This is a genomic window from Azospirillum palustre, from assembly GCF_002573965.1.
Lineage (GTDB): Bacteria > Pseudomonadota > Alphaproteobacteria > Azospirillales > Azospirillaceae > Azospirillum > Azospirillum palustre.
Window position 1 is genome coordinate 36,244 of record NZ_PDKW01000040.1, and the last position, 25,775, is coordinate 62,018.

Below are 25,775 nucleotides of genomic sequence, written 5' to 3' on the forward strand. Positions count from 1 at the left end.
TTGAACGATGCGTTGTCCACGTCCCGCTGTAGCCAACCGATTTCAGCAGGAAGGACCGAACTGGGGCTCGCGTCATCAAGGACGGGACGGTCCACTGTCACCCCCATCACCGTGGCCAACGTGTCGACCTGAACCTCGCAAAGCTGTTGATCGGCCTTCCAATGCGCGACGATCAGCTAGTCCGTGGCCCGCATCAAAAGAATGAGCTGACGGCAGCCTATGCCGGGACACTCACAGAAATTCCGCCTTCAGCCCTCGCGCCAAAGAAGACAGCCCTAAAAAATGGTACGGCGGCCAACCTCGATGCCTACAGCGATGATCACACCACTGTTTGGCACGCATCTCTCTTAATCGCGGTCGCACGCTGATGCTGGCCGGAAAGGCACTGATGAATGCGATCCTCCGCCATGCTTTCGGGCGTCGTCTGCCACCGTCCCCCTGGAGCGATCTGGCACCGGTGCGCGAGGAGCTCTTCGGTCTGGACCGGCTCGAGCGGCATGCGGAGAGTCTCGCCGCCGCGCAGCCGGTGACACGCAAGCCGCTTGCCGTCCTGTCCCTGCACACCCGCCTCGCCGACAACGCCGCGGTGCTCCTCGCCGCCTATCGGGCCAGTGCGGCGGAATTGGAGCGCGGTCGCAGCGTGGATCCCGCCGCGGAATGGCTGCTCGACAATTACCATGTCGTCGAAGAACAGATCCGGGAAATCCGCGTCGACCTGCCGCCGGGTTATTACCGTCAGTTGCCGAAGCTCGCTGACGGGCCGTTCGCCGGGTATCCTCGGGTGTTCGGACTGGCCTGGGCCTTCGTTGCCCACACGGACAGCCACCTCGATCCCGCGATCCTGCGCCGGTTCATCGCCGCCTATCAGCGGGTCCAGCCACTGTCCATCGGCGAGCTGTGGGCAGTCGCGATTACGCTTCGCATCGTCCTCATCGAGAACCTGCGCCGACTCGCCGACCAGATCACCGCCGGACGCGTGGCACAGGCGGACGCCGACGCACTGGCAGACCGGCTTCTCGCGTCGGGGGACAGCCGTTCCGCTCTCGAAGCGGACATGGCCACGCGCTCTTCCGATTCCTTGTCCGACGTTTTCGCCGCGGAACTGGCGAAGCGGCTGCGGGACCAGGACCCGCGAACGATGCCGGCCCTCGGCTGGCTGGAGGAGCGGCTTAACCGTCAAGGCGCAACGGTTGACGGTGTGGTCCAGCACGCTCAGCAGAGGTTGGGCGCCTCCAACGTCACCGTGCGCAATGTCATCACCAGCATGCGGCTGATCTCCGACATCGACTGGGCGGACCTGTTCGAGAGCGTGAGCCTCGTCGACGAACAACTTCGCGCGGCGAGCGGCTTTGCCGCCATGGATTTCCCCACGCGCAACCTCTACCGGAGCGCCATCGAGGAACTGGCCCGCGGTTCGTCATTCCCGGAACTCGCCATCGCCGGTCTGGCGCTGTCAGCATCACGTGCAGCGGCGGAGAAAGCAGCCAACGGTGCGGACGCCGCGCGTGTCGGCGACCCCGGCTATCATCTGATCGCGGAAGGGCGAGGCGCACTTGAGCGGCGCGTCGGCTTTCGACCACCGGCCTGGCTGCGGATCAGCCGTTTCAGCGTTCATCTGGGAATCGGCGGCTATGTCGGCGCGATCCTGTCCGTGACGGCGCTATTGCTGGGTCTCGCGGTGTGGGCGGCTTGGCTTCCCGGTATGGGCGGCTGGCTCGTCCTGTTCGCCCTTGCCGGCGTCCTGCCGGCCTCCGAAGTGGCGACGGCGCTTGTCAACCGCGCGGTCACCGCGCTGTTCGGGGCAATCACCCTGCCGGGGCTCGAACTGGCGGACGGCGTGCCCCCGTCACAGCGCACGCTCGTCGCCGTTCCGACGCTGCTGACCGGCGAGGCCGACCTCCTGGCGCAGATCGAGCGACTGGAGGTTCACCACCTCGCCGGGGCCAGCGGCGACCTCGTCTTCGCCCTGTTGTCGGATGGTCTCGACGCCGACCGGGAGGTGGTGGCTGACGACGACGCTCTCCTGGCGGTGGCCGCTACGGCCATCAAGCGACTGAATCTGCGCCATGGCCCTGGTCCCGACGGCGGGGACCGTTTTTTGCTGCTGCATCGCCGCCGGCTCTACAATGACGGCGAGGGCAAATGGATGGGTTGGGAGCGCAAGCGCGGCAAGCTGCACGAACTCAACCGGTTGTTGCGCGGCGCCACCGACACCAGCTTCATGCCCATTGCCGGTCGCGCGCCGCAGGTACCGGGAGACGTGCGTTATGTCATCACCCTTGACGCCGACACGCGACTGCCGCGGGACGCCGCACTCCGGCTGGTCGGCAAGATGGGGCACCCGCTGAACCGACCGACGTTCGACGCGGCCGGTCGGCGCGTCATCAACGGCTATGCCATTCTTCAGCCCCGCATCACGCCGTCGCTGTCGCTCGGCGGCGAGGGCTCGCTCTATCAGCGGATCGTCTCCGGCCCCGGCGGCATCGACCCCTATGCGTCGGCCGTCTCCGACGTTTACCAGGATCTTTTCGGCGAGGGATCCTTCACCGGAAAGGGCATCTACGACGTCGATGCCCTCGAAGCGGCGCTGGACGGCCGGGCTCCGCAGAATGCCCTGCTCAGCCACGACCTGTTCGAAGGTGTTTTCGCCCGCGCCGGTCTTGCTTCCGACGTCGAACTCGTCGAGGAGTTCCCCTCGCGCTACAACGTCGCTGCCAAGCGTCAGCACCGCTGGACCCGCGGCGACTGGCAACTGCTCCCCTGGATCCTCGGCCATAGGACAGGTCCTCAGGCGGCCCCGCCGGTCGGTCGCTGGAAGATGCTGGATAACCTGCGACGCTCGCTGCTGGCGCCGTTCACCCTTGCGACGCTGGCCGTGAGCTGGCTGCTGCCTCTGCCGTCCGCCCTGGCGGGAATCCTGCTCGTGCTCGCTGTCAGCGCGGTTCCGGCGTTCCTGCCGGCGGTGTCCTCGGTGCTGCCGGGCCGGCCGGGTACCCGCCTCGGCAGCCACGTCGGCTCGCTCATGCAGGATCTGCGGATGGCGGCGATGCGGACCGTGATGTCGGCCGCCTTCCTGGCCGACCAGGCGTGGCGGATGGCCGATGCGATCGCAAGGACATTGACCCGGCTGTTCGTCACGCACCGCCACCTTCTCGAATGGACGACGGCGGCGCAGACAAGCGGCCGGCCGCGGCTGGATCTCGGCGGCTTCTATCGCGACATGGCCGGTGGCACCGCGCTTGGGCTCGTCGTGGCGGCCGGTACCGTTGCCGTGACGCCATCGTCCTGGCCGCTGGCCCTGCCTTTCGCCCTGCTGTGGCTGACGGCCCCCGCGCTCGCCGCGTGGACCAGCCGGTCGCCGGCCATACTTCGGCGGGCGGCGTTCTCCGATCCGGATGCCCGCGACCTGCGCCTCACCGCGCGGCGCACCTGGCGTTTTTTCGAGACGTTCGTCACACCTGCCGAGAACATGCTGCCGCCGGACAATTTCCAGGAGGACCCGAAGCCGGTGGTCGCCCACCGGACATCGCCGACCAACATCGGTCTCTACCTGCTTTCCACCGTCGCCGCCCGCGACTTCGGCTGGTCAGGAACGACGGAAACCATCGAGCGGCTGGAGGCGACGTTCGAGTCCATGCGGAAGCTCTCGCAGTTCAGGGGGCATTTCTACAACTGGTATGGAACACAGGATCTGAGAGTGTTGGAACCGGCCTATGTCTCGTCGGTCGACAGCGGGAACCTTGCCGGCCATCTGATCGCACTCGCGAACGCCTGCGAGGAATGGATGGACGGCGCTCCGGCGGCGGACGCCCGGCTCGGCATGATGGATACCCTCGCCCTGGCCCGCGAAGCCACAGACGCCCTGCCCACTTCGGGTGGCGAGCACGGATGCCGACTTGGCGCCGTTCTTGACGAGATCGCCGCCCAGCTGAACGGGAGGCAGTCCCTAGAGATCCAGGTGCCGACGCTGAAGCGGCTGTCCGACAAGGCCGTCGAGGCGGCCCGCGACATCATCCCAGCGGGCGGGCTGTCGGCCGGGGGCGACGGTCCGGCGGATCTGATGTTCTGGATAGTGGCGTTGCAGACCGCGGTGATCGAGCATGGCCGTGACCGGTTCCCCATCGCCGGGATGCCGGACATGCTGAGAGGCCGGTTGCGTGCCCTCGCCGATACGGCGCGCGCCATGGCGCTCGCGATGGATTTCTCCTTCCTTCTCGATCCCGAACGTAAACTGCTGTCGATCGGCTACGCTCTCCCCGACAACAGCCTGGATCCGAGCTGCTATGACCTGCTTGCCTCGGAAGCCCGGCTCGCCAGCCTGTTCGCCATCGCAAAGGGCGACGTCGCGACGCGGCACTGGTTCCGCCTCGGCCGTGCGGCGACACCGGTCGGCAACGGCTCCGCGCTGATCTCCTGGTCCGGCTCCATGTTCGAATATCTGATGCCGGCGCTGGTGATGCGCGCGCCGGTTGGCAGCCTTCTGGAGCAAACAAACCGTCTGGTGGTGGAGCGTCAGCAAGCCTACGGCAGAACGCTGGGGGTACCATGGGGAATCTCGGAATCCGCCTACAGCGCCCGCGACCTGGAGTTCACGTACCAGTACTCGAACTTCGGTGTTCCCGGCCTCGGCCTCAAGCGCGGCCTCTCCGAGAATCTCGTCATCGCGCCCTACGCCACCGGGTTGGCCGCGATGGTGGATCCGCACGGCGCGCGGCTGAACTACGACCGCCTCGCCGCGATGGGCGCATGCGGGCGCTATGGCTTCTACGACGCCCTCGACTTCACCCGCTCCAGGCTTCCCGAAGGCGCGGAAATGGCCATCGTGCGCAACGTCATGGCCCATCACCAGGGCATGACCATCGTCGCCATCGCCAACGCCCTGCAGGACGGCCGGATGCGCGACCGTTTCCACCGTGAACCCATGATCATGGCCAGCGAACTGCTGCTCCAGGAACGCATGCCGCGCGACGTCGTCGTCGGGCATCCTCGGGCCGAGGAGGTGAAGACCTCCGCAATGGGCGTCGCCATCGCATCGCCGACGGTGCGCCGCCTTACCGCGCCGCCCTCCGCCGCAGCCCCGGTCACCCACCTGCTCTCGAATGGGCGCTACACAGTGATGCTGACCGCGGCAGGGGCGGGATACAGCCTGTGGCGTGACATCGCCGTGACCCGCTGGCGCGAGGATGCCACCCGGGACGATTGGGGGACGTTTATTTTCCTGCGCGACACGCAGACCGGCGAACTGTGGTCTGCCAGCGCGCAGCCGATCGGGCGTGCGGCGGACCATGCCGAGGTGGTGTTCGGCGAGGATCACGTCGAATTCATCCGCCATGACGGGACATTGACCACCACCATGGACGTTCTGGTCTCCGGCGAGGCCGACGGTGAAGTCCGCCGCATCTCGCTGACCAATGGCGGCCGGCGACCGCGCGTGATCGAAGTGACGTCCTATGCCGAGCTGGTCCTGACCACGCCGGCCGCCGACGCCGCCCATCCGGCCTTCGCCAAGATGTTCGTGCAGACCGAGTTCCACGCCGAGTTCGGCGCGCTGGTCGCTACCCGCCGCCCGCGCTCACCACGCGAGCCGCCGGTCTGGGCCGCCCACTTCGCCGTCGTCGACGGCGGGATTGCGGCCGATCCACAATTCGAGACCGACCGGGCCCGTTTCATCGGGCGTGGCCACACCGTCGGCACGGCCGCCGCTATCACCGACGGCCAGCCGCTGTCGAACAGCCTCGGGACGGTTCTCGACCCGATTGTCGCGATCAGGCAGCGCGTGACCATCCCGCCCGGCGGGGTCGCGCGGGTCGCCTTCTGGACCTTGGTCGCGTCGTCGCAGGCAACGCTCCTTGACCTTGTCGATCAGCACGCCGACCGGAATGCCTTCGACCGGGCGAAAACCCTGGCATGGACGCAGGCCCAGGTCCAGCTTCGCCACCTGGCCATCGTGGCCGACGAGGCCGCCGACTTCCAGCGCTTGGCCGCGCCGATCCTGTACGCCGATGCCCGCTTCCGGGCTCCCTCCGCGACAATAGCCGGTGGTGCAGGAACCCAGTCGGGCCTGTGGCCGCACGCGATTTCAGGGGATCTGCCCATCGTCATGCTGCGCATCGACGACGTCGAGGACATCGCCCAGGTCCGCCAGTTGCTGCGTGCCCACGAATACTGGCGCATGAAGCGTCTGGCCGTCGATCTGGTGATCGTCAACGAGCGCGCCTCATCCTATGTTCAGGATCTTCAGGTCGCCATTGAGACTGCGGTGCGAAGCAGCCAGTCGCGGCCACGGTTCGGCGAGGAACCGGCGCAAGGCTCGGTCTACGCGTTGCGTGCCGACTTGATGCGTGCCGACGCACGCGCCCTGCTCCATTCGGTGGCCCGTGTCGTGCTGATCGCCCGGCGCGGCTCCATCGCCGAACAGATCGCCCGCCTGCAGCTGCAGCGGGCTCCATCGGCACCCGCCGACACTCTCGTATCGATCCAGTCCGCGGCCCAGCCCATGGCGGAACAGGTGCCTGTGCCGGGTTTCCTCGAGTTTTTCAATGGTCTGGGCGGCTTCGACAAGGACGGACAGGAGTATGTGACCATCCTCGACGCCGGCCGTATGACGCCCGCTCCCTGGATCAACGTGATCGCCAACCCCGATTTCGGCTTCCAGGTGGCGGCGGAGGGCGGCGGTTTCACCTGGGCAGGGAACAGCCGGGAGAACCAGCTCACGCCGTGGTCCAACGATCCGGTCGGCAACCCGGCCGGGGAAGCGATCTATCTCCGCGATGAGGTGAGCGGGGACCTGTGGAGCGCCACCGCGCAGCCGATCCGCAACGGCGGGACCTATATCGCCCGCCATGGTCGCGGTTACAGCCGCTTCGAACATCGGGCGCACGGCATCGCGCTGGAGCTTCTGCAATACGTGCCACTCGCCGATCCGGTCAAGATTTCCCGCCTGACCCTGCGCAACCATTCGCCCGGCCCGCGCACGCTGTCCGTCACCGCCTATGCGGAGTGGGTGCTCGGCACGGCACGTGGCGCTTCGGCTCCGTTCATCGCAACGGAAATCGACGCCGCCACTGGAGCCATGCTGGCCCGCAACCGCTGGAGCCTGACCTTCGGCGAGCGTGTCGCCTTCGCCGATCTCGACGGCCGGCAGACGGCGTGGACGGCCGACCGTACGGAGTTCCTCGGCCGCAACGGCGGCCCCTCGGCGCCAGCGGCGCTCGTCGGGCGGTCACCGCTGTCCGGGGCGACCGGTGCCGGCCTTGATCCCTGCACGGCCTTGCAGGGCGTTGTCGAGTTGGAGGCCGGCGATACGGTCGAAATCATCTGGTTCCTCGGGCAATGCGCCTCGGCGGAGGCGGCCCGCGTGCTGATCGCGCGCTACCGCGACGCCGATCTCGACGCCGTTCTCGAAGCGGTCGCCGATCATTGGACTTCCGTGCTCGGCGCCGTTCAGGTCAAGACGCCGGACCGGGCGATGGACATCATGCTGAACGGTTGGTTGCTCTACCAGACGCTGGCCTGCCGCATCTGGGCACGCTCGGCTTTCTATCAGGCGAGCGGCGCCTACGGCTTCCGAGACCAGTTGCAGGACGGGATGGCGCTGAGCTTCGCCATGCCGAATGAGGCGCGGCGCCATCTGCTGCGCGCCGCTGGCCGGCAGTTCGTCGAAGGCGACGTCCAGCACTGGTGGCTGCCGCAGTCCGGGCAAGGGGTACGGACGCGGATCTCGGACGATCGCGTGTGGCTTGCCTTCGCCACCGCCACCTACATCGCCAGTTCGGGTGACGCAGCGATCCTGGAGGAGAGCGTGCCGTTCCTCGACGGTCCGCCCTTGCGTCCCGGCGAGCACGACGCCTTCTTCCAGCCGGCGACTGCCGACGAGTGCGCCTCGCTGTTCGAACACTGTGCCCGCGGCCTCGACCAAAGCCTCGTCCTGTCCGGCGAGCACGGGTTGCCGCTCATCGGCACCGGCGACTGGAACGATGGCATGAACCGCGTCGGCCAGGACGGCAAGGGGGAAAGTGTCTGGCTTGGCTGGCTGCTGCTCCGCACCATCGCGCTGTTCGCGCCGCTGGCGGACAGTCGCGACGCCGTCCGCGCCCGCCGCTGGCGTGACCATGCCGAGGCATTGCGCCAGTCGCTGGAGCGCGAGGCTTGGGATGGCGCATGGTACCGCCGGGCGACATTCGACGACGGCACATGGCTTGGCTCTGCCGCGTGCGAGGAGTGCCGCATCGACTCCATCGCCCAATCCTGGGCCGTGCTCTCGGGTACCGCCGATCCCGAGCGTGCCGCGACGGCGATGGCGTCGCTGGAAAGATTGCTGATCCGACCCGACGATGGCCTGGCGCTGCTGTTCACGCCGCCGTTCGATGGGACGACGTCCGATCCCGGCTATATCCGCGGCTATCCGCCGGGCCTGCGCGAGAATGGCGGGCAATATAGCCACGCCGCCATGTGGGCGATACTTGCGTTCGCCAAGCTGGGTGACGGCAGCAGGGCGGCCGCCCTGTTCGACCTCCTCAATCCGATCAACCACGCCCGCACGCCGGCGGAGGCCGAGCGCTACAAGGTCGAACCCTATGTTGTCGCCGCCGATGTCTATTCGGTGGCGCCACATGAAGGGCGCGGCGGTTGGAGCTGGTATACGGGTGCGGCGGGGTGGATGTACCGTGCCGGCACCGAGGGCATCCTCGGCATCCGCCGCGAGGGCGCATTCCTGGTCGTCGATCCGTGTCTTCCGGCTTCATGGACAGGCTTCGAAGCCACGGTAACCGTGGATTCGACCTACTACCACATCCGTGTGGAGGCGACGTCGCACGGTGATCGCGACGCATCGGACGCGGTCCTCGATGGCTCGCGTTTCGACCGGACCGGCGAAGCGGTGCGCCTGCCGCTCGATGGCGGGAGGCATAGCCTGGTCCTGCCGCTGCGGGATCGTCATGGGAAGCGGAGGTGGCAACCTGCCGATTGCAGCGGATAAGCCGCTCCCCAACGGGGGGTACGCAGCGGCGTCCTTAGGATCGGGAAGGGCGCCGTGGGGCGGGTGGCCGGGGAAATGTGGTCAAGGGAACGGGACGAGCTTTCCACGCGCTTCGTCCCACAGCCAGAGACAGCCTCCAGCCAACGCCCCTCCCAGGGTGAGAATGGGCGCTTCCTGGAGTGCCCGAATATCCCGGTGGCATTGCTGCAGATGATAGTTGGGAATGCGGGGATTCAGATGATGGATGTGGTGGAAACCGATGTTGCCGGTGAACCATTGGAGTATGGCGGAAAGACGCAGGTAGGAACTTCCCTGCAAGGCCGCGAGTTGTGGCTCCCATTGCTCCTGCCGAACCCACAGCGTGTGCTCGAACCGGTGCTGGACCGAGAACAGCCAGACGCCGGCTATGGCGGCGAGGATCGTAATGGGCAATTGCACCAGCAGCACCGTGCCGAAGCCGAGCCAGGCCGCGAGCGTTAGCAGCAGGGCGGCGATCATCAGGTTGGTTTATGGACGGACAGCCGCTCCTGCCGCCAATCGGACGGCGTGTCGAAGGGGAAACGGTACAGCACGAGGAAGACCAGCGGCGGCAGCAGGATCAGCGCCACCACCGGATAGCGGAGCAGGCGATGGAAAAGACGCTCGCGATGGCCGAGCGCGTTGTACTCGTCCAGCGTCAGACAGGATGAGTAGATGTCGTATCCACTGTTCCGCCGGTCGAGATTGTTCCAGTTGGCATGGTGACCGGCATGCTGGCGCCACCAGTTGGCATAGGGAGTCAAGGTCATGACACCGCACAGCGTGCCGATGGCATCGTTGGCCCGCGGTGACCGGAAGAAGGCCCCGTGCCCGCAATCGTGTTGGATGATGAAAATGCGAACCAGGAAGCCGGCGGCCGGAACGGCAAGCAGCAGCGTGACGGCGTAGCTGATGTCGAGGCTGAGGACCATGAGCGCCCAGCACCCGATGAAGGGCAGGACCGACGTTGCCAGTTGGGCGAGGCTGCGGACGAGGCTTGGTGTCTGGTAGGGGCGAAGCCGTTCGCGCAAAAGCGCATGTCCACCATCACCGATTGCGACATCGTTGTGCGGCGGCAATGTCGCACCCACGGCATCCTGAGTCATAAGCCCCCTCCTCGAAGAAGGTGTTGGAAGCCGGTGCCGACTTTCTCGGGATGGCGTAGGGGGCCTCACCCGTGACTTCGGCATTTATACTCGATCTCGTTTGCCGATGAACCGTTCACCCGTGTCCAAGTCTCGCTTCGCCCGAAGATCGGTAACCCTATATAGGCACGAACTCTCAATGACTCATCCGACAGGACGGTGATACTGCCACTGTAGGTCTGGCCATCCTGAGGATTGTAAACGGACCCGTCCCAGCGGTCGGGACCTACGGGGGTAAGGCCGGTTATGACGACGAGGCCGCAGATCCGCTGTGCTTGCTTGGCTGGATCCGGGTTCTTCTGATCCAGACGAGGCGAGCCACTCCGATCCGTAGCGTTCTCCAGCCAGATAATCCGACCGCAGAATCGATTGGCACAGCGGGTGATCCTAAGGACCGCATCCTTGTCTGCGGTTAGCCAGACACCTTGCAAGTCGGCTGCCGAAGCCGTCCCCGGCAGCCGGACAAGCGCCAAGCACCCGACGGCTATCACCACCGATCGGAGCATCGCCTTTTTGCACAAAGCAGGATCCTCCCGATTTCCCGGCTCCGGTTAATATCGCGGGCGATCGGCCGAATCGCTAGGGCGGACGTCCACCATCCTTTCGGCGATACGCTTTTGGTCGCGGGAATGGGTTGGTCAGGGGCGGGTTGCACCAGCGTTTAAGGCGGCAGCTTGACGGTGCGAGCGGCCAGCATCGCGAAGCTTTCCTGGTAGGGGAAGCTGGTCGGCGGAGGTGAGACGGCCACAATCGAAGTCAACGACAACCGGCTTGTCGGCAACCGGTGATAAGACGGGAAGATCCCCGGCACTCTCGGCCAAGGCGGGCGTGAACTCCATTGATCCGCTGTGAGACTGCTTCATCACAAGAATCATGTACGAAGCCAGCGGCTTAGCCCCGCGCCCGCCGACCCGGCTCCGGTGAATTGGTCAGGTAGAAATCCCGACACGGTTCAGGGGGCGGTCGTGGCAATCGACACCAGCTTGAAATGAGTGGCATCAGATCCCGGCGATCTCCAGCGTGCCATAAAGCAGGCTGAAGGGTTGCGCGGTGGCGAGCCTCGTCACCGCCTCCCCGTCGGCATCCAATCGGAACAGCGCGCCGCCTTGCCCGGCGTCGATCCCGCTGAAATAGAGGCTGTCGCCGACCGAGTGGAGGTTGCCGGGCGCCGTCCAAATCGTGTCGTGGGACCTGTCCGCCACCATGCGCGTGCCAGCCTCGGTACCGTTGCTCATCCACAGACTGCGTCCGTGCACTCCGTCGTCCGCGGTGAAGAACACCCAGTCGTCCAGAACGGCGAAGTCCGAGATGTTGGCCCCTGCGCTGCCAGGGGCGATATCCTTCACCATGCGCGTTCCCTGCTCCGTCCCGTCCGACATCCAGAGCTCAAAACCGTGCTGCCCATCCTCGGCCACAAAGGCAATCCGGTCGTCGAAGGCGACATACTGGTTGGGCAGGGAGAGGCCGACCGGCGGAAAATTCTTTACCAGCATTGTGCCTTCCGGGGTTCCGTCGCTGGTCCACAAATCCTCGCCGTGGTTATAGAACAGCCTGTCTCCCACTGCGCGTGCTGCCGCTCTTGGCGTCGGCGATGGCCTTTTCGACCGCGACATAGGCGGCCTTCAATTCAGTGACTGCACTGTCCGACAGCGTCGGAGCGCTGTGCCCGACAATGGTGTCGGCCGTCGTGTTCCCATTCGCGCCGTCGGTGGCGGAATCGCCCTGGGCGTGCTGGTGCTGAAGCTGGTGGTCCCGGAACTCTGCGACTGCGCTGTCGGTGGTCGTGACGGATGAGGTCGGCGCAGTGGCCTTGGACGTCACGGACTTGAGCGTATCAGTGGCGAAGTTGGTAGCCATAGGAAGTCTCCAAGCATTTCAGCCGATCGCCACCCGGCATTCCCGCGCCAATATTCCCGGCGCCAGCGGATGGCATCCGACCATCACACATGATGATCGTCGGCTCTCGTCTGCAGTCGTCATCCGACCGCCGGCAGACAATAAGTGCGAGTTTTCCGCAAATTGAACCGAATTCTGTCTGTCGCCACTCTTTGACACCGCTTGTGACGATGAGCGGTCATTTGGGAGTCAGGAATCGGTTGTTTGTAATTATTTACTTCTACTCTTTGAACAGGGCGCACGTCCACATGGGTGATACGCACGGGGCCGCGATTCCTGCGCGGAAAATTCACGGCCCCATCATGGTCACAGCACATCTGGCGCAGGCTTACCCCAGCAGCGCCGCTTCGATCCCGGCGGCGATGCCCAGCAGGCTGCGGTCGCTGCCGCGCCGGCCCATCGCCATCAGGCCGACCGGCAACCCATCGGCCGGAACCGGCAGGGAAATGGCCGGCAGGTCGAACAGGTTGGCGACACGGGTGTTTCGCAGCAACGCCAGATTGACGTGGTGGAAGGCCGCATCGTCCAGCACGTCGGCGATGGTGGGCGCCGTCATCGGCACCGTCGGCAGCAGCAGGACGGGATGGCGGGTCAGCCGCTCGTCCATCAGGCGGATCAACGCGGCACGGCGGTTCTGCATGCGGACATAATCGGCGGCGGGCGCCTTGCCGCCGGCCTCGATCCGCGCGCGGGTCTTCGGATCGATGCCGTCGAGCGCCGTGATGCCGAGATCGGCCAGGGTCGCCGCCAGTTCGATGGCTGTGAAGACGCCGATGCGGTCCAGTTCCGCCAGCGCGTCCAGTTCCGCCTCGATGGACCCGTCGACGACCTGCGCCCCGGCCGCCCGCAGCCGGTCGAGCGCCGCCTCGAAGGCGGCGGCGACGGCAGGCTCGGTCCCGTCGAACAGCCGCCCGCGCGCCACCAGGAAGGATTGCCCGGCAAGGGACAACGGTGCCAGCGGCGCCGGGTTGCCATCGGAAAGGATGCTGTCCAGCAGCGCAGCATCCGCGACAGTGGCGGTAATCGGCCCGATCGCATCCAGCGTCGGCGACAGCGGAAAGGCCCCGTCCGACGGCAGGCGCCCGGCGGACGGCTTGAAGCCGACCGCACCCGACAGCGCCGCCGGAATGCGCAGCGACCCGCCGGTGTCGCTGCCCAGTGCGATCTCCGCCATGCCGTCGATCACCGAGATCGCCGCCCCGGACGAGGAGCCGCCCGGCACCCGCGAGCGGTCATGCGGATTTCCGGGATTGCCGTAATGGGGATTGATGCCGACCGCGGAGAAGGCGAATTCGGTCATGTGGGTCCGGCCGACGATGACCGCCCCGGCGGCGCGCAGCCGGGCCACCGCCCTGGCATCGCGCCCGGTTGCCGGACGACCGCGCAGGATGGCGGAGCCGGCCGCCGTGGCATCGCCCGCCACGTCGAACAGCGCCTTCACCGAGACGATCCGCCCGTCGAGCGGCCCCAGCGAGCGACCGGCCGCGGCCCGGCGGTCGCTGGCGGCCGCCGCGGAGCGCGCCTCCTCCGCATAAATCTCGGTGAACACCATGGCACCCTGCCGCTCCGGATCGGCAATCCGGGAAAGCGCCGCTTCCAGCCGGTCGCAAGCGGAAGCGTGGGGGGCGGACTGGATGGACGGCATGGACATCGGGCGTGCTCCTGATCGGTCTTGCAACACGGCTGCGCGGTGGCGGCGGTGGCCGAACGCATGTGCCATATCGGCGCGGGCTTGGCGACAGCGATGATGCGGGGCAGCATGCGTAAAAAACCGGCAAATCCCTACTTTTGGAATAGTGTTTGCCGTTCGGCCGATGGCGCGTGTCCCCGGCGCTGTGATATTCAGGGCAGAACGAAGCGGACAGAGCAGACACACGGCCGACGCGAGTCCCCTCTTTCAGCGATAGCCTGACGGGTTCGGGGAACAGACGCCAACGGCCGGCCTTTTCCGGAATGACTCACGGAAGGACGGACTTCGATGCCTGCAACGCCTCACTTCCATCGCCCTGGCGTCACACCGCCCAATGCTGTCCACCAGCCCCGCCAGATCGCCATCGTCGGCGCCGGCTTCACCGGAAGCCTGCTGGCCGCCCACCTGCTGCGCGGCGCCCAGGCGCCGCTGGTGGTGCATCTGATCGAATACGGGCACCGGCCCGGCACCGGCGTCGCCTATTCCACACCGAACGGCACGCATGTGCTGAATGTCCGCGCCTACAACATGAGCGCCTATCCCGACGATCCGCGCCATTTCCTGCGCTGGCTGTGGAGCCGCGCGGACGGTCCGACGCCGGACGAGCCGATGCCGCCCAGCGGCCATGCCTTCGCCTCCCGCGCGCTCTACGGCGCCTACATCCAGGATGTCCTGGCGGAGGCCCAGGCCGAGGCGCCCGACCATGCCCGGCTGAACCTGATTCGGGCCGAAGCGGTGGATGTCCGGACCGAGACCCCATCGGGCAGCCGGCCGGCGGTGCATGTGCGGCTCGGCGACGGCCGGGTGGTCAGCGCCGACACCGCCGCCCTCTGCATCGGTAATTTTCCGCCCTCCCCGCCCTGTCTGGCGTCCCCGACCGCGGACGAGGCCTTCGCATCGGACCGCTTCATCGGCGACCCGTGGGATGCCGCCGCCATCGGCACCATCGACCGGGACGCTCCCGTCGCCATCCTCGGCACCGGGCTGACCATGGTGGACACGGTGCTGTCGCTGCTCGACCAGGGGCATCGCGGGCCGATCACCGCGATGTCGCGCCGCGGCCTGCTGCCGCTGCGCCATGAGGAGACGCGGCCCTACACCTCCTTCCTCCATCCGGATGTGCTGCCCAGCACGGTTCTCGACGTGCTGATCGCGCTCAAGGCCGACGCCCGGCGGGCGACCGCCGCCGGCTATGACTGGCGGTCGGCCTTCGACGCGCTGCGGCCGCACCATCACCGCATCTGGGCGCATCTGCCGATGGAGGAGCGCCGCCGCTTCCTGCGCCATGCCCGTCCCTTCTGGGAGGTGCATCGCCACCGCATGGCCCCGCAGGTCGCCGACCGCATCGCCGCCGCCCGCGACAGCGGCCAGCTGAGCATCCTGCCCGGCCGCCTGAAGGACGCCGCGCTGACCGCGCGCGGCCTGGAACTGACCGTCGCCGAGCGCGGCGGCGGTGCGGAGCGGCGGCTGACAGCCGGCGCGCTGATCAATGCCACCGGCACCAACTGCGACTACACCCGCATCCGCCACCCGCTGGTACGCTCGCTGCTCGACCGCGGCCTCGCCCGTCCGGACGAGTTGCGGCTGGGGCTGGACGTGACGGAAGGCGGGGCGGTGATCGCCGCGGACGGCACGCCGTCGCCGCGCCTGCTGGCGTTCGGGCCGGTTGCCAAGGCGCCCTTCTGGGAAATGACGGCGGTGCCGGAACTGCGCAGCCAATGCGCGGACGCCGCCCGCCGCATCCTGGGCGGACTGCCGGGCGGGGCGATGTCAACCCGGACGGGGTTGCCCGGCATCGGCACGCCGGATTTCCCGGAACTGCCACGACTGTAAAACGGCGGAAGGGTCACCGCGCCTTGGGCAGCGGCGGCGCATAGCCGCCGACCTTACTGGTCCGCAGCCCCAGGGCGGCGAGCCCCTCCACCAGCTTCACGGCGGCGGTGACTCCGTCCACCACCGGCAGTCCCATCTCATCGCTCAAGTTGCGGGCGAGGTCGGCCATGCCGGCGCAGCCCAGCACGATGGTCTCGGCGCCATCCTGCTCCACCGCCCGCCGGATTTCCGCCCGAACCCGCTCGACGGCACCCGACGCCGGATCCTCCAGCGCCAGCACCGGCACGCCGGCCGCACGGATGGTGCAGCGCCCGGCCATGCCGTAATGTTGCGCCAGCCGCTCCAGCGCCGGGACGGAACGGGCCAGCGTCGTCACCACGCTGAACCGGCCGCCCAGGAGCCCGGCAGTCTGCATCGCCGCCTCGCAGATGCCCACCACCGGCGCGGTGGCGAGGCTGCGCGCGGCGTCGAGCCCGACATCGTCGAAGCAGGCGATCACCGTGCCGGCGAGGACGCCGTCGCGCTGCTGCCGCTCGATCTCGGCCAGCATGCCGGGAACGGCCAGCGCCTCGTCGTAATAGCCCTCGATGCTGGCCGGTCCGCCCGGCGGGTTGGTGGCGACGATTTCGGTGCCGGGGGCCGCGACGGTGCGGGCGGCGGCACCGATCCGCGCGGTCATCGAGGCGGTGCTGTTCGGGTTGACGACCAGAATGCGCATGTCTTGAAAGTCCTTAAGCGCCGCTATGGCCCAGGCGGCGGCGGCGCAGCGCGATCAGGCCCAGGAAGAACAGGCCGATCACGGTGAAGGAGAAGACCGTCGTCAGCGACCCCAGCGCATAGAGCACCGGCGTGGTGACGTTGGTGGTCATGCCGTAGATCTCCAGCGGCAGCGTGTTGAAACTGCCGGCGGTCATCAGCGTGCGGGCGAACTCGTCATAGGACAGGGTGAAGCCGAACAGCCCGACGCCGATCAGGCTGGGCAGCAGGATCGGCAGCACCACATGGCGCACAGTCTGCCATGGCGTGGCGCCCAGGTCGCGCGCCGCCTCCTCATAGGCCGGGTTGAAGCGGTTGAAGATGGCGAAGACGATCAGCAGGCCGAAGGGCAGCGTCCAGGTCAGATGCGCGCCCAGCGCCGAGCTGTACCAGGACGGCTCCAGCCCCAGGATGTTGAAGAACAGGCCGATGCCCAGGCTGACCAGGATCGACGGCACGATCAGGCTGGCGACGGCGAGATAGAAAATCGCCCCGCTGCCGCGGAACCGGCGGCGGAAGGCGAAGCCGGCCAGCACCGAGAACAGCACGGTCAGCACCATCACCATCAGCCCGAGCGCGATGGAGCGGCGGAAGGATCCGCCGAAATCGCCCACCGCCTGCTGTTCGAACAGGTTGCGGAACCAGTGCAGCGAGACACCGTTCATCGGGAAGGTCAGCCCGCCATCCGGCCCCTGGAAGGACAGGATCAGGATGGTTGCGGTCGGGCCGTAGAGGAACAGCACAAACAGCGCGAAGAAGGCGCCCAGCAGATAGAAGGACAGGCCGCGGCGGGAGGTGTTCATCTCTCACAGCTCCTTGCGGATATCGACGATGCGCAGCATCGCCACCACCATGATCAGGACGACGGCCAGCAGAACCACGGCGTTGGCGGCGGCGGCCGGGTATTGCAGCAGCGAGATCTCGTTGGCGATCATCAGCCCGATGGAGGCGCTCTGACCGCCGCTCATCAGTCGCACGGTGATGAAGTCGCCCATCACCAGCGTGACGACGAAGATCGAGCCGATGGCGATGCCAGGCTTGGTCAGCGGCAGGATGACGTTCCACAAGGTCTGCGCGGCACTGGCGCCGCCGTCGCGCGCCGCCTCGATCAGGGCGCGGTCGATGCGCATCATCGAATTGAAGATCGGCACCACCATGAACAGCGCATAGAGGTGGACGAAGGCCAGCACGACCGAGAAGTCGGAGAACAGCAGGAACTCCAGCGGTTGGTCGATGATCCCGGCGGAGATCAGGCCGGAATTGAGCAGCCCGTTGCGTCCCAGGAATGGGATCCACGAGATCATGCGGATGATGTTGGAGGTCCAGAACGGAATGGTGCAGACCAGGAACAGCACCATCTGCCAGGTGGTCGACCGCACATGGAAGGCCAGGAAATAAGCGACCGTGAAGCCGATCCCCAGCGTGATTGCCCAGGTGAGCGCGGCGTATTTCAGCGTGTTCAGATAGGTCTTCCAGGTGACCGGCGAGGTCAGCAGCTCCGTGTAATTGGTCAGCACGAAGTCCGGGTAGAAGCGGACGCTGTCGTAGTCCCAGAAGCTGACGACAACGATGGTCAGGATTGGCACCAGCAGGAACAGCAGCAGCATCACGGTCAGCGGTGCCGCCTGGAGATAGGGCGCCACGCGCGGAGCCAAGCGGCGACGCCGCGCCCTGCCGGCGGCGGCCGTGACGGACGGTCGGGACGTTTCGGCGGTCAGGGTCATGGGCGTGGTCCTGCGCTTGAGGTGGTTTCGGCGATTATCCCCCTCTCCCCGGGGGGGGGAGAGGGGATGGCTGGCCACCGCAAGCCTTACGCCGCGATGAACTCGTTCCACTTGCGGACCATGTAGCGGTCCTCGTCCATCACCGCGTTCCAGCAGGCGACGCGGCCCATGCGGTCCTGGAACGAGCCGCCGTCGCGCACGGCGCCGGCCTTCTCCATCACCTTGCCCTCGGGGCTGAGGATGTCGGCCTTGGCCGGCTGACCCTCCATCCAGAAGGCCCATTCCTCCGGCGACATGTGCTGCTTGGCGGTGTCGAGCACGGCCGAGTAATAGCCCTGGCGGTTCAGATAGGCGCCGACCCAGCCCGACAGATACCAGTTGATGTATTCATAGGCCGCATCCAGCTCCAGCCCGCTCAGATGCTTGGCGATGCCGAGACCGCCGCCCCAGGCGCGATAGCCCTCCTTCAGCGGCTGGTAGACGCACTGGATGCCCTTGGCGCGCACGGCGGCAACGGCCGGCGACCACATCGACTGGATGATGACCTCGCCCGACGACATCAGGTTGACGCTCTCGTCGAAGGTCTTCCAGAAGGCGCGGAACTGGCCGGCCTTCTTGGCGTCGGTCATGATCTTGAGGGTCTTGTCGATCTCCTCCTTGGTCATGTTGCCCTTGTCGCCATATTTGACCTCGCCCATCGCCTCGCAGACCATGGCGGCGTCCATGATGCCGATGGACGGGATGTTCAGCAGCGACGCCTTGCCCTTGAAGGCGGGATCCAGCAGATCCTTCCAGCTGGAGATCGGCCGGCCGACCAGATCGGGGCGGATGCCCAGCGTGTCGGCGTTGTAGATCGTCGGGATCAGCGTCATCCACTCGGTCGGCGCCTTGGCGAACTTGGTGCTGTCCTTGCCCTCGACGAAGCCGACGGTGTGGGGGGCGGTGCCCTGGGCGATGGCGCTGTCGGGCGTCAGCTTGCCGGTGATGAAGATCGGGACGATCTTGTCGAAGTTCTTGATCTTCTTGACGTCCATCGGCTGCATGACGCCGGCCGGGAACACCTTCTTGCCGATCCAGTATTCGATGTCGGCGATGTCGTAGGACTTCGGCTGGGTCACCGCGCGCTGCGTCACCGCGTCGGAATCCAGCGCCGTCATCTGCAGGGTGAAGCCCAGATCCTCCTTCACCTTGTCGGCGACGGCGTTCAGGTTCGACACGCCGGTGCCGAACTGGCGCAGCGTGACGTTCTTGATGTTCTGCGCCCAGATGGTCGGAAAGCCGGTGATGGCGCCCGAGCCGACGGCGGCACCCGCCACGGCGGCGGTGCCCTTCAGCAGGGTGCGGCGGCTGACGCCGGTCGACAGCGTCGCGGACTTCGAAGGAGTACGGGTGTCGGTCATCGCTGAGCCTCCAGTCTGTTCGTCGTGTTGTTTTTTGATGGGCGGTTTTTGAAAAAGGTCAGGCCACCAGCGGGTGGATGTCGCGGCGGCTCCAGCCGGCCCGCACGCGGTCGCCCACGCCGACGGGGGCATCGAAATAGCGGGCCTCGTCCAGCACGACGGCGAACTCGTCGGCACCGGCGACGTCGAGGCTGAGATGGACCGAGGCGCCGTGATACTCCAGCGCGCGCACCGTGCCCTCCACCTGGATTTCGCTCGGCATATCGGCCGCGCCGAGCTGGATGCGGTCGGTCCGCACGGCACAGCGGCCGGCGTCGCCCACAACTCCGCCTTCGATCACGTTGTGGCCGCCGATGAAGCGGGCGACGAAGGCGGTGCGCGGCTGGTTGAACAGCTCGCGCGGCGGCCCCGCCTGCTCGATCCGGCCCTGGTTCATCACCACGGCAAGGTCGGCCAGCGCCATCGCCTCGGTCTGGCTGTGGGTGACGTGGATGAAGGTGATGCCGATGTCGCGGTGCAGGCGCTTCAACTCCTCCCGCATGCGCACCCGCAGGAAGGGGTCGAGCGCCGACAGCGGCTCGTCCAGCAGAAGCACGCCGGGCCGGGTGATCAGCGCACGGGCCAGCGCGACGCGCTGCTGCTGCCCGCCCGACAGCTGCGACGGCAGGCGCCCGGCATATTTGCCCATGTCGACCAGATCGAGCATCCCGGACGCCCGGCGCCGCCGCTCCTCCTTCGCGACACCCTTCATCTTCAGGCTGAAGGCGACATTGTCGGTGCAGTCCAGATGCGGGAACAGGGCGTAGCTCTGGAACATCATCGCGGTGCCGCGCTTGGCCGGCGGGTCGTCGTTGACCACGCTGTCGCCGATCAGCAGGTCGCCGTCGGTGATGTCCTCGTGCCCGGCGATCATCCGCAGGGTGGAGGTCTTGCCGCAACCGCTCGGCCCCAGCAGGCAGCAATAGGACCCGGCGGCGATCCGCAGATCGATGCCGTCCACCGCCACAGTCGTTCCATAGGCCTTGCGCAGCTTCACCAGCTCGACCGTCGAACCTGCCGTCATCGAAGGGCCTCCAGAATTGTGCACAATCTGCGCGGTCGTTTGTGACCGTTCCGACTTGTGCATCCCGCGTGCCAACGGCCAAATGGCGGAAATCCGCCGGTCGCATGGCCGCTCATTGCGCAAAGACGCGGCATTTGTGCAGCAGTTCAGCGCAGTGGCGCGGTTTTAGGCACTTCTGGTCCGGGCGACCGCCGGCATCCCGCTCAAGCGATTGCAGTTCCCTCGCTGGCCCGCTTTGTGCACAATTTGCGGTACGTTTCCCGCACTCCGGTAAAAGCACCTCCCCCGCCCATGACCACCGCCGCCCCTGCCAAGCCAGCCCGCCGCACTCCCCTCGCCCGCACCGGCGCGGCGCGCAGCAGCGCGGAATCCCGCATCGTCCGCAGCATCGGGGAGGCCATCGCCGACCGCCGCCTGCCGCCCGGCACCAAGCTGACCGAGGAAAGCCTGGCCGAAGCCTTCGGCGTCAGCCGCGAGCGGGTGCGCAAGGTGCTGCTTCTGCTGGCACAGCGGCGGGTGGTGACGCTGATTCCCAACCGCGGCGCCTTCGTCGCCAAGCCGTCACCGAAAGAGGCGCGCGAGGTGTTCGAGGCGCGCCGGGTGATCGAGCGGGCGATCATGGAGCGGCTGGAGCGGCTGCCCCGCCCGCTGTCCGACGACATGCTGGAGAAGCTGCGCGGCCATGGCGCGCTGGAGGACGCGGCGGAACGCGCCGCCGACCGCAAGGCGATGATCCGCCTGTCCGGCCAGTTCCACCTGTTGCTGGCCGAGTTCGCCGGCAACGCGACGCTGGCCGGCATCCTGACCGACCTGATCGACCGCTCCAGCCTTGCCATCGCGGCGTTCGAACGGCGGTCGTCGCACACCTGCTCCGCCGACGATCACCGCCGCCTGATCGCCGCCCTGATCGGCAACCGCCCCGGCGAAGCGACCGCCCTGATGATCGAGCATCTCGACGACGTCGAGCGCCAACTGGATCTTGAGGCGAAGACCGACACCCGCATCGACCTGAAGGCGATCTTCGCCGACGAACCGGAACCCACCTGACGGTACACAGGCCTCAAAAGACGGAAAGCCCCGGTTCCGCGAGGAGCCGGGGCTTTCCAATGTTGCGACCGGGGTGCCTTCGATCAGACCCGCAAGCCCGCCGATGCATTCAGCGAGTCCTGGATCTCGCCCGCCAGCTGGTCGGCAATCGGACCGACGATCACCTGGACCGAATTGGCCGACGGCTTCACCACGCCGCGGGCGCCGATGCGCTTCAACTCCACCTCGTTCACCCGGCTGGCATCGGCGACGTTCAGGCGCAGGCGCGTGGTGCAGGCCTCCACCGACCGCAGATTGCCGGCCCCGCCCAGGGCCGCGACATAGGCGCCGGCCCGGTCGCTGACCGCCGAGGCCGATGCGGCCGATACAGTGGCGGGCCGGATAGCTGCGGCCGCCGGTGCCTGACCGGCGGGAATGGCGATGTCGTCGCGGCCCAGCGTCTTCAGGTCGAAGCGCTGGATGACGAAGCGGAACAGCCCGTAATAGATGGCGAAGTAAGCGGCACCCACCGGCAGCAGCAGGATCGGGTTGGTCGCCTTGCCATAGTTCAGCACATAATCGAACAGGCCCGCCGAGAAGCCGAAGCCCAGCTTCACGTTCAGCACGTCCATCAGCACCATCGACAGGCCGGTCAGCACGGCATGAACGGCGAACAGCACCGGCGCCAGGAAGATGAAGGCGAATTCCACCGGCTCCGTCACGCCGGTCAGGAAGGCGGTCAGCGCCATCGACAGCAGCACGCCGCCGACCGCCGCCCGGTTCTCCGGCTTGGCGGTGTGATACATGGCGAGGCAGGCGGCCGGCAGGCCGAACATCATCACCGGGAAGAAGCCGGCCATGAAGGCGCCGGCCGTCGGGTCGCCCTTGAAGAAGCGGTTCAGGTCGCCGGTGACGCCCTGGTAATCGCCCAGCAGGAACCAGGCGATGTTGTTGATGATGTGGTGCAGGCCGGTGATGATCAGGATGCGGTTGAGCACTCCGTAGAGGAACAGGCCGAACTCGCCCAGCCCCAGCACGCCGGTGGTCAGCGCGGTCAGTCCGGAATCGACGACGGGCCAGCCATAGCCGAAGACCAGCGCGATCCCCAGCGCCGCCAGGCCGGTGACGATGGGCACGAAGCGCCGCCCGCCGAAGAAGGCGAGATAGTCCGGCAGCTTGATGTCCTTGTATTTGTTGTAGAGCTGACCGGCGATGATGCCGATCAGGATGCCGACCGGGATGCTGATGCGGCTGGACATCTTCGCCACCAGCTCCGGCGCAACGCCGCTCAGCACCACCGCACCCTTCACCGCCACGAAATAGCCGACGGCGCCGGCCAGCCCGGCAGCACCATGGTTCTCGCGGGCGAAGCCGATGGCGATGCCGACGGCGAACAGGACGCCCAGGTTGGAGAAGACGGCGTCGCCCGCCGCGGCGATGAAGGCGATGTTCAGCAGGTCGGGCTGGCCGATGCGCAGCAGCAGACCGGCGATGGGCAGCACGGCGATCGGCAGCATCAGCGCCCGCCCCAGCCTCTGGACGCCCGAAAAACGGTCGCCCGACAAACGATCAGCAGACATTCGGACGTCTCCCAGTGCAACGGGCTCCGGCCTCAAGGGGGCCGGGCCTCGCATGTTGGTCATTCTTGCGTGTTGGATCCCGACCGGGCCTGTTCCATGGCGCGGCGCAGATTGCCGCCGGTTTCGGCCAGCAGCCGGTCGATCTCGGGCGCCTCCAGCCCGGCCAGCCCCAGCACGGCGCGGCGCACGTCGCCGTGTCGCTCCAGCGCCGCACCGGCAGCATCCTCGTCCACGCCGGCGATGCGGGCGACCATGGCGGCGCAGCGGCGGCGGAGCTTGGCATTCTCCGGCCGGACATTGATCATCAGGTTGTCGTAGACATTGCCGAGCGCGGTCATGACGCCGGTCGAAAACAGGTTCAGCACCACCTTCTGCGCGGTTCCGGCACCGAGCCGGGTCGATCCGGCGATCACCTCGGCCCCCGTCGCGGTCAACACCGGATGCTCCACCGCGTCCAGCAGGTGGGAGCGCGCGCTGCTGGCGATGCCCATGGTCAGGGCCCCCGCCTCCCTTGCTGCGCGCAGGACGCCGACGGTGTAGGCGCTGGCGCCGCTGGCCGACAGGCCGACCACCACGTCGTCGGCGCAAACCCCCGCCCGGCCGGCATCGGCCCGTCCCGCCCCCTCGTCATCCTCCGCCGCCCCGGCCAGTCCGCGCGACAGATCGAGCCCGCCGGCGATCAGCAGCACCAGACGCTCCGCCGGCCAGTCGAAGGTCGGCCCCAGATCCAGCCCGTCGAGGGCCGCAACCATCGCCGACGACCCGGCCCCGGCATAGACCAGCCGCCCATTTCTCGCAGCGAGACGATCCGCAGCCGCCTCCACGGCGGCGGCGACCAGCGGCAAGGCGGGAGCGCAGGCGGCGAGTGCGCGCGTCTGCCCCTCCCACAGGGCCGTCATCAGTTCGGTGGCCGGCCACACGTCCAGCCGGCTGTACCGGTTCGCCGCATCTTCCGTGCCGCCCGCCATCGTTCCGGCTCCGCTGTCGCCCCGGCATCAGGTCAGGGGCTGGTGTTGTCTGGTTGGTGGTATTAGATTGGACTGTATGCGCAGAATACCAAAATCCGGACATTCCGCAATCTGAAACTGGTTGTAATTGTGCTTGCCCCTCTGCATCCCGTCCGGCGCCTGTTGCCCAAAGGCCTTTCAGTGGTATCATGCCGGTCCTGGAGCACTGGAGTGGTTGCCGATGTCCACTGCCGCCGCCGCGGCCCCGTTCGACCCGACCGCCCTGTCGGACGCCCTGCCCCTGCCGCTGTACCTGCAACTGGCGCGGCATCTGCGGACGCTGATCGTAGAGGGCAGGCTGACCGACCAGGACGCCCTTCCCGGCGAGCGGGAGCTGGCGGAGACCTTCGGTGTGTCGCGCGTCACCGTGCGCAAGGCCCTGCGCGAACTGATCGCGGAGGGGCTGCTGCACCAGCGCCAGGGGGCCGGCACCTTCATCAACCGCAGCCCCCATGTGGAACAGCGGCTGTCCGCCCTGACCAGCTTCACCGAGGACATCGGCGGGCGCGGGCTGAAGCCGGATTCGCGCTGGCTCAGCCGCTCGGTCGCCACCGCGACGCCGGAAGAGGCGATGGCGCTGGGCCTGCGTCCGGGGGCGGAGGTGGTGCGGCTGCACCGGCTGCGTCTGGCCGACGGCACCCCGCTCGCCATCGAACTCAGCGCCCTGCCGACCAGCGTCCTGCCCGATCCCGATCTGGTGCAGGGCTCCCTGTACGAGACCCTGCGCGGGCGCGGCCATCCGCCCTTCCGCGCGCTGCAACGCTTGTCTGCCATTCGCCTGCCGGCGGATCAGGCGACGCTTCTGGGGGTTCCCGACGGCGCCCCCGCCCTCTACATTGAGCGCCGCACCTTCCTGGAGAACGGAACCCCGCTGGAGTTCGTCCGTTCCCACTACCGCGGCGACGCCTATGACTTCGTCGTGGAGCTGTCTCTGGTCTGATCCGCCCGGACCATTCCGTCCCACACCGACGATTCCAACGAGAGCGAGCGATGAAGCCTGCCCTTGATACCCCGTTCCGCGTCCGCGCCATCCTGTTCGACATGGACGGCACCCTGATCGACACCAAGGGTCCGGTTGAGCGCTCCTGGCGCGCCTGGGCCGCCCGGCACGATCTCGATCCCGAGGCGATCCTGGCCGTCTGCCATGGCGTCCGCAGCATCGAAACCGTCCGCCGCTTCGCCCCCGCCGGTGCCGACATCGACGAGGAGGTGCGTCTGGTGGAGGAGTGCTACACCGGCGATACCGAAGGGGTGCGCGCGGTTCCCGGTGCCCTTGAGCTTCTGCAATCGCTGCCGCGCCACCGCTGGGCGGTGGTCACCTCCGCCCCGCACGACATGGCGCGGAAGCGCATCGCCCAGGCCGGCCTGCCGCTGCCCGACCTGCTGATCGGCGCCGACAACGTCAGCCAGGGCAAACCCCACCCGGAAGGCTACCGCACCGCCGCCGAGAAGCTCGGCTTCGACCCGCGCGACACCGTGGTGTTCGAGGATGCCCCGGCGGGACTGGCGGCCGGCAACGCGGCAGGTGCCTGGGTGATCGGATTGACCACGACGCTGCCGGCACATGAGTTGGACGGCAACCTGTCCCTGCCCGACCTGACCGCGCTGCGGGTGCGCGTGGACGAGGATGGTCTGGAAATCGTGGCGGTGGGCTGACGCC

Annotated in this window: 18 protein-coding genes; 5 read left to right on the forward strand and 13 right to left on the reverse strand. The window is 67.3% G+C overall.

The genetic code is table 11. The features are described from left to right. Nucleotides 1–367: 367 nt before the first annotated feature. The gene (locus CRT60_RS10145) at nucleotides 368–8,977 is read left to right on the forward strand and encodes a glycoside hydrolase family 94 protein (RefSeq protein WP_244592391.1); all 8,610 of its coding nucleotides are present in this window, start codon (nucleotides 368–370) and stop codon (nucleotides 8,975–8,977) included. 81 nt (nucleotides 8,978–9,058) lie between these two features. Here CRT60_RS10145 and CRT60_RS37505 read toward each other — a convergent pair whose 3' ends face one another. The 6 genes from CRT60_RS37505 to CRT60_RS10170 form a co-directional block, all read right to left on the reverse strand. Further along, entirely contained in the window at nucleotides 9,059–9,475 is a 417-nt protein-coding gene (locus tag CRT60_RS37505) for a fatty acid desaturase (protein WP_098736321.1), read from the reverse strand. Then, nucleotides 9,475–10,101 carry a fatty acid desaturase gene (locus CRT60_RS37510; protein WP_161958018.1) on the reverse strand — a complete coding sequence of 209 codons (627 nt, stop codon included), beginning with the start codon at nucleotides 10,099–10,101 and terminating at the stop codon, nucleotides 9,475–9,477. The genes CRT60_RS37505 and CRT60_RS37510 overlap by 1 nt, the downstream gene beginning before the upstream one ends. Before the next feature lie 65 nt (nucleotides 10,102–10,166). After that, on the reverse strand, nucleotides 10,167–10,646 hold the full coding sequence (locus CRT60_RS37765; RefSeq protein WP_098736323.1) for a DUF2147 domain-containing protein: 480 nt from the start codon (nucleotides 10,644–10,646) through the stop codon (nucleotides 10,167–10,169). Between the two features lie 492 nt (nucleotides 10,647–11,138). Further along, complete coding sequence (locus CRT60_RS10165) at nucleotides 11,139–11,633, reverse strand: ELWxxDGT repeat protein (RefSeq protein WP_342210673.1); 495 nt, start codon at nucleotides 11,631–11,633, stop codon at nucleotides 11,139–11,141. A 46-nt stretch (nucleotides 11,634–11,679) separates the two neighbouring features. Continuing rightward, a complete protein-coding gene (locus CRT60_RS35625; RefSeq protein WP_143273209.1) occupies nucleotides 11,680–11,997 on the reverse strand; it encodes a hypothetical protein in 318 nt (105 codons plus the stop codon). A 367-nt stretch (nucleotides 11,998–12,364) separates the two neighbouring features. Continuing rightward, nucleotides 12,365–13,687, reverse strand: a complete 1,323-nt coding sequence (locus tag CRT60_RS10170; protein ID WP_204561806.1) for an amidase — start codon at nucleotides 13,685–13,687, stop codon at nucleotides 12,365–12,367. A gap of 327 nt (nucleotides 13,688–14,014) precedes the next feature. Between CRT60_RS10170 and CRT60_RS10175 the strand changes: the two genes are divergently transcribed. Beyond that, nucleotides 14,015–15,559: an FAD/NAD(P)-binding protein gene (locus CRT60_RS10175; protein ID WP_098736324.1), complete on the forward strand. Its 1,545-nt coding sequence runs from the start codon at nucleotides 14,015–14,017 to the stop codon at nucleotides 15,557–15,559. Nucleotides 15,560–15,572: 13 nt separating this feature from the next. Here CRT60_RS10175 and CRT60_RS10180 read toward each other — a convergent pair whose 3' ends face one another. From CRT60_RS10180 to CRT60_RS10200, 5 genes are all read right to left on the reverse strand, one after another. Further along, complete coding sequence (locus CRT60_RS10180) at nucleotides 15,573–16,277, reverse strand: aspartate/glutamate racemase family protein (RefSeq protein WP_098736325.1); 705 nt, start codon at nucleotides 16,275–16,277, stop codon at nucleotides 15,573–15,575. 13 nt (nucleotides 16,278–16,290) lie between these two features. Continuing rightward, nucleotides 16,291–17,118, reverse strand: a complete 828-nt coding sequence (locus CRT60_RS10185) for an ABC transporter permease (protein ID WP_098736326.1) — start codon at nucleotides 17,116–17,118, stop codon at nucleotides 16,291–16,293. A 3-nt stretch (nucleotides 17,119–17,121) separates the two neighbouring features. After that, on the reverse strand, nucleotides 17,122–18,039 hold the full coding sequence (locus tag CRT60_RS10190; protein WP_098736327.1) for an ABC transporter permease: 918 nt from the start codon (nucleotides 18,037–18,039) through the stop codon (nucleotides 17,122–17,124). An 86-nt stretch (nucleotides 18,040–18,125) separates the two neighbouring features. Continuing rightward, nucleotides 18,126–19,439, reverse strand: a complete 1,314-nt coding sequence (locus CRT60_RS10195) for an ABC transporter substrate-binding protein (protein WP_098736328.1) — start codon at nucleotides 19,437–19,439, stop codon at nucleotides 18,126–18,128. 58 nt (nucleotides 19,440–19,497) lie between these two features. Then, a complete protein-coding gene (locus CRT60_RS10200) occupies nucleotides 19,498–20,502 on the reverse strand; it encodes an ABC transporter ATP-binding protein (protein ID WP_098736329.1) in 1,005 nt (334 codons plus the stop codon). Between the two features lie 291 nt (nucleotides 20,503–20,793). Here CRT60_RS10200 and CRT60_RS10205 point away from each other — a divergent pair, with 291 nt between their 5' ends. After that, a complete protein-coding gene (locus CRT60_RS10205; protein WP_098736330.1) occupies nucleotides 20,794–21,549 on the forward strand; it encodes a GntR family transcriptional regulator in 756 nt (251 codons plus the stop codon). A gap of 83 nt (nucleotides 21,550–21,632) precedes the next feature. Here CRT60_RS10205 and nagE read toward each other — a convergent pair whose 3' ends face one another. Further along, nucleotides 21,633–23,108: an N-acetylglucosamine-specific PTS transporter subunit IIBC gene (nagE, locus tag CRT60_RS10210; RefSeq protein ID WP_098736331.1), complete on the reverse strand. Its 1,476-nt coding sequence runs from the start codon at nucleotides 23,106–23,108 to the stop codon at nucleotides 21,633–21,635. Between the two features lie 59 nt (nucleotides 23,109–23,167). Then, nucleotides 23,168–24,076 (reverse strand): N-acetylmuramic acid 6-phosphate etherase, encoded by a 909-nt coding sequence (locus tag CRT60_RS10215; RefSeq protein ID WP_098736332.1) that lies wholly within the window; start codon nucleotides 24,074–24,076, stop codon nucleotides 23,168–23,170. Between the two features lie 220 nt (nucleotides 24,077–24,296). On the opposite strand from CRT60_RS10215, the gene CRT60_RS10220 reads away from it, so the two are divergent. Together CRT60_RS10220 and CRT60_RS10225 are read left to right on the forward strand one after the other, a co-directional pair. Beyond that, nucleotides 24,297–25,055, forward strand: a complete 759-nt coding sequence (locus tag CRT60_RS10220; protein ID WP_098736333.1) for a GntR family transcriptional regulator — start codon at nucleotides 24,297–24,299, stop codon at nucleotides 25,053–25,055. 50 nt (nucleotides 25,056–25,105) lie between these two features. Further along, on the forward strand, nucleotides 25,106–25,771 hold the full coding sequence (locus CRT60_RS10225) for an HAD-IA family hydrolase (RefSeq protein ID WP_098736334.1): 666 nt from the start codon (nucleotides 25,106–25,108) through the stop codon (nucleotides 25,769–25,771). Nucleotides 25,772–25,775 lie beyond the last annotated feature (4 nt).

Bases quoted from the DNA above. Each gene is read 5' to 3' on its own strand.
- CRT60_RS10145 (WP_244592391.1), top strand. From the start codon at position 368: ATGCTGGCCGGAAAGGCACTGATGAATGCGATCCTCCGCCATGCTTTC.
- CRT60_RS37505 (WP_098736321.1), bottom strand. From the start codon at position 9,475: ATGATCGCCGCCCTGCTGCTAACGCTCGCGGCCTGGCTCGGCTTCGGC.
- CRT60_RS37510 (WP_161958018.1), bottom strand. From the start codon at position 10,101: ATGACTCAGGATGCCGTGGGTGCGACATTGCCGCCGCACAACGATGTC.
- CRT60_RS37765 (WP_098736323.1), bottom strand. From the start codon at position 10,646: ATGCTCCGATCGGTGGTGATAGCCGTCGGGTGCTTGGCGCTTGTCCGG.
- CRT60_RS10165 (WP_342210673.1), bottom strand. From the start codon at position 11,633: ATGCTGGTAAAGAATTTTCCGCCGGTCGGCCTCTCCCTGCCCAACCAG.
- CRT60_RS35625 (WP_143273209.1), bottom strand. From the start codon at position 11,997: ATGGCTACCAACTTCGCCACTGATACGCTCAAGTCCGTGACGTCCAAG.
- CRT60_RS10170 (WP_204561806.1), bottom strand. From the start codon at position 13,687: ATGTCCATGCCGTCCATCCAGTCCGCCCCCCACGCTTCCGCTTGCGAC.
- CRT60_RS10175 (WP_098736324.1), top strand. From the start codon at position 14,015: ATGCCTGCAACGCCTCACTTCCATCGCCCTGGCGTCACACCGCCCAAT.
- CRT60_RS10180 (WP_098736325.1), bottom strand. From the start codon at position 16,277: ATGCGCATTCTGGTCGTCAACCCGAACAGCACCGCCTCGATGACCGCG.
- CRT60_RS10185 (WP_098736326.1), bottom strand. From the start codon at position 17,118: ATGAACACCTCCCGCCGCGGCCTGTCCTTCTATCTGCTGGGCGCCTTC.
- CRT60_RS10190 (WP_098736327.1), bottom strand. From the start codon at position 18,039: ATGACCCTGACCGCCGAAACGTCCCGACCGTCCGTCACGGCCGCCGCC.
- CRT60_RS10195 (WP_098736328.1), bottom strand. From the start codon at position 19,439: ATGACCGACACCCGTACTCCTTCGAAGTCCGCGACGCTGTCGACCGGC.
- CRT60_RS10200 (WP_098736329.1), bottom strand. From the start codon at position 20,502: ATGACGGCAGGTTCGACGGTCGAGCTGGTGAAGCTGCGCAAGGCCTAT.
- CRT60_RS10205 (WP_098736330.1), top strand. From the start codon at position 20,794: ATGACCACCGCCGCCCCTGCCAAGCCAGCCCGCCGCACTCCCCTCGCC.
- nagE (WP_098736331.1), bottom strand. From the start codon at position 23,108: ATGTCTGCTGATCGTTTGTCGGGCGACCGTTTTTCGGGCGTCCAGAGG.
- CRT60_RS10215 (WP_098736332.1), bottom strand. From the start codon at position 24,076: ATGGCGGGCGGCACGGAAGATGCGGCGAACCGGTACAGCCGGCTGGAC.
- CRT60_RS10220 (WP_098736333.1), top strand. From the start codon at position 24,297: ATGTCCACTGCCGCCGCCGCGGCCCCGTTCGACCCGACCGCCCTGTCG.
- CRT60_RS10225 (WP_098736334.1), top strand. From the start codon at position 25,106: ATGAAGCCTGCCCTTGATACCCCGTTCCGCGTCCGCGCCATCCTGTTC.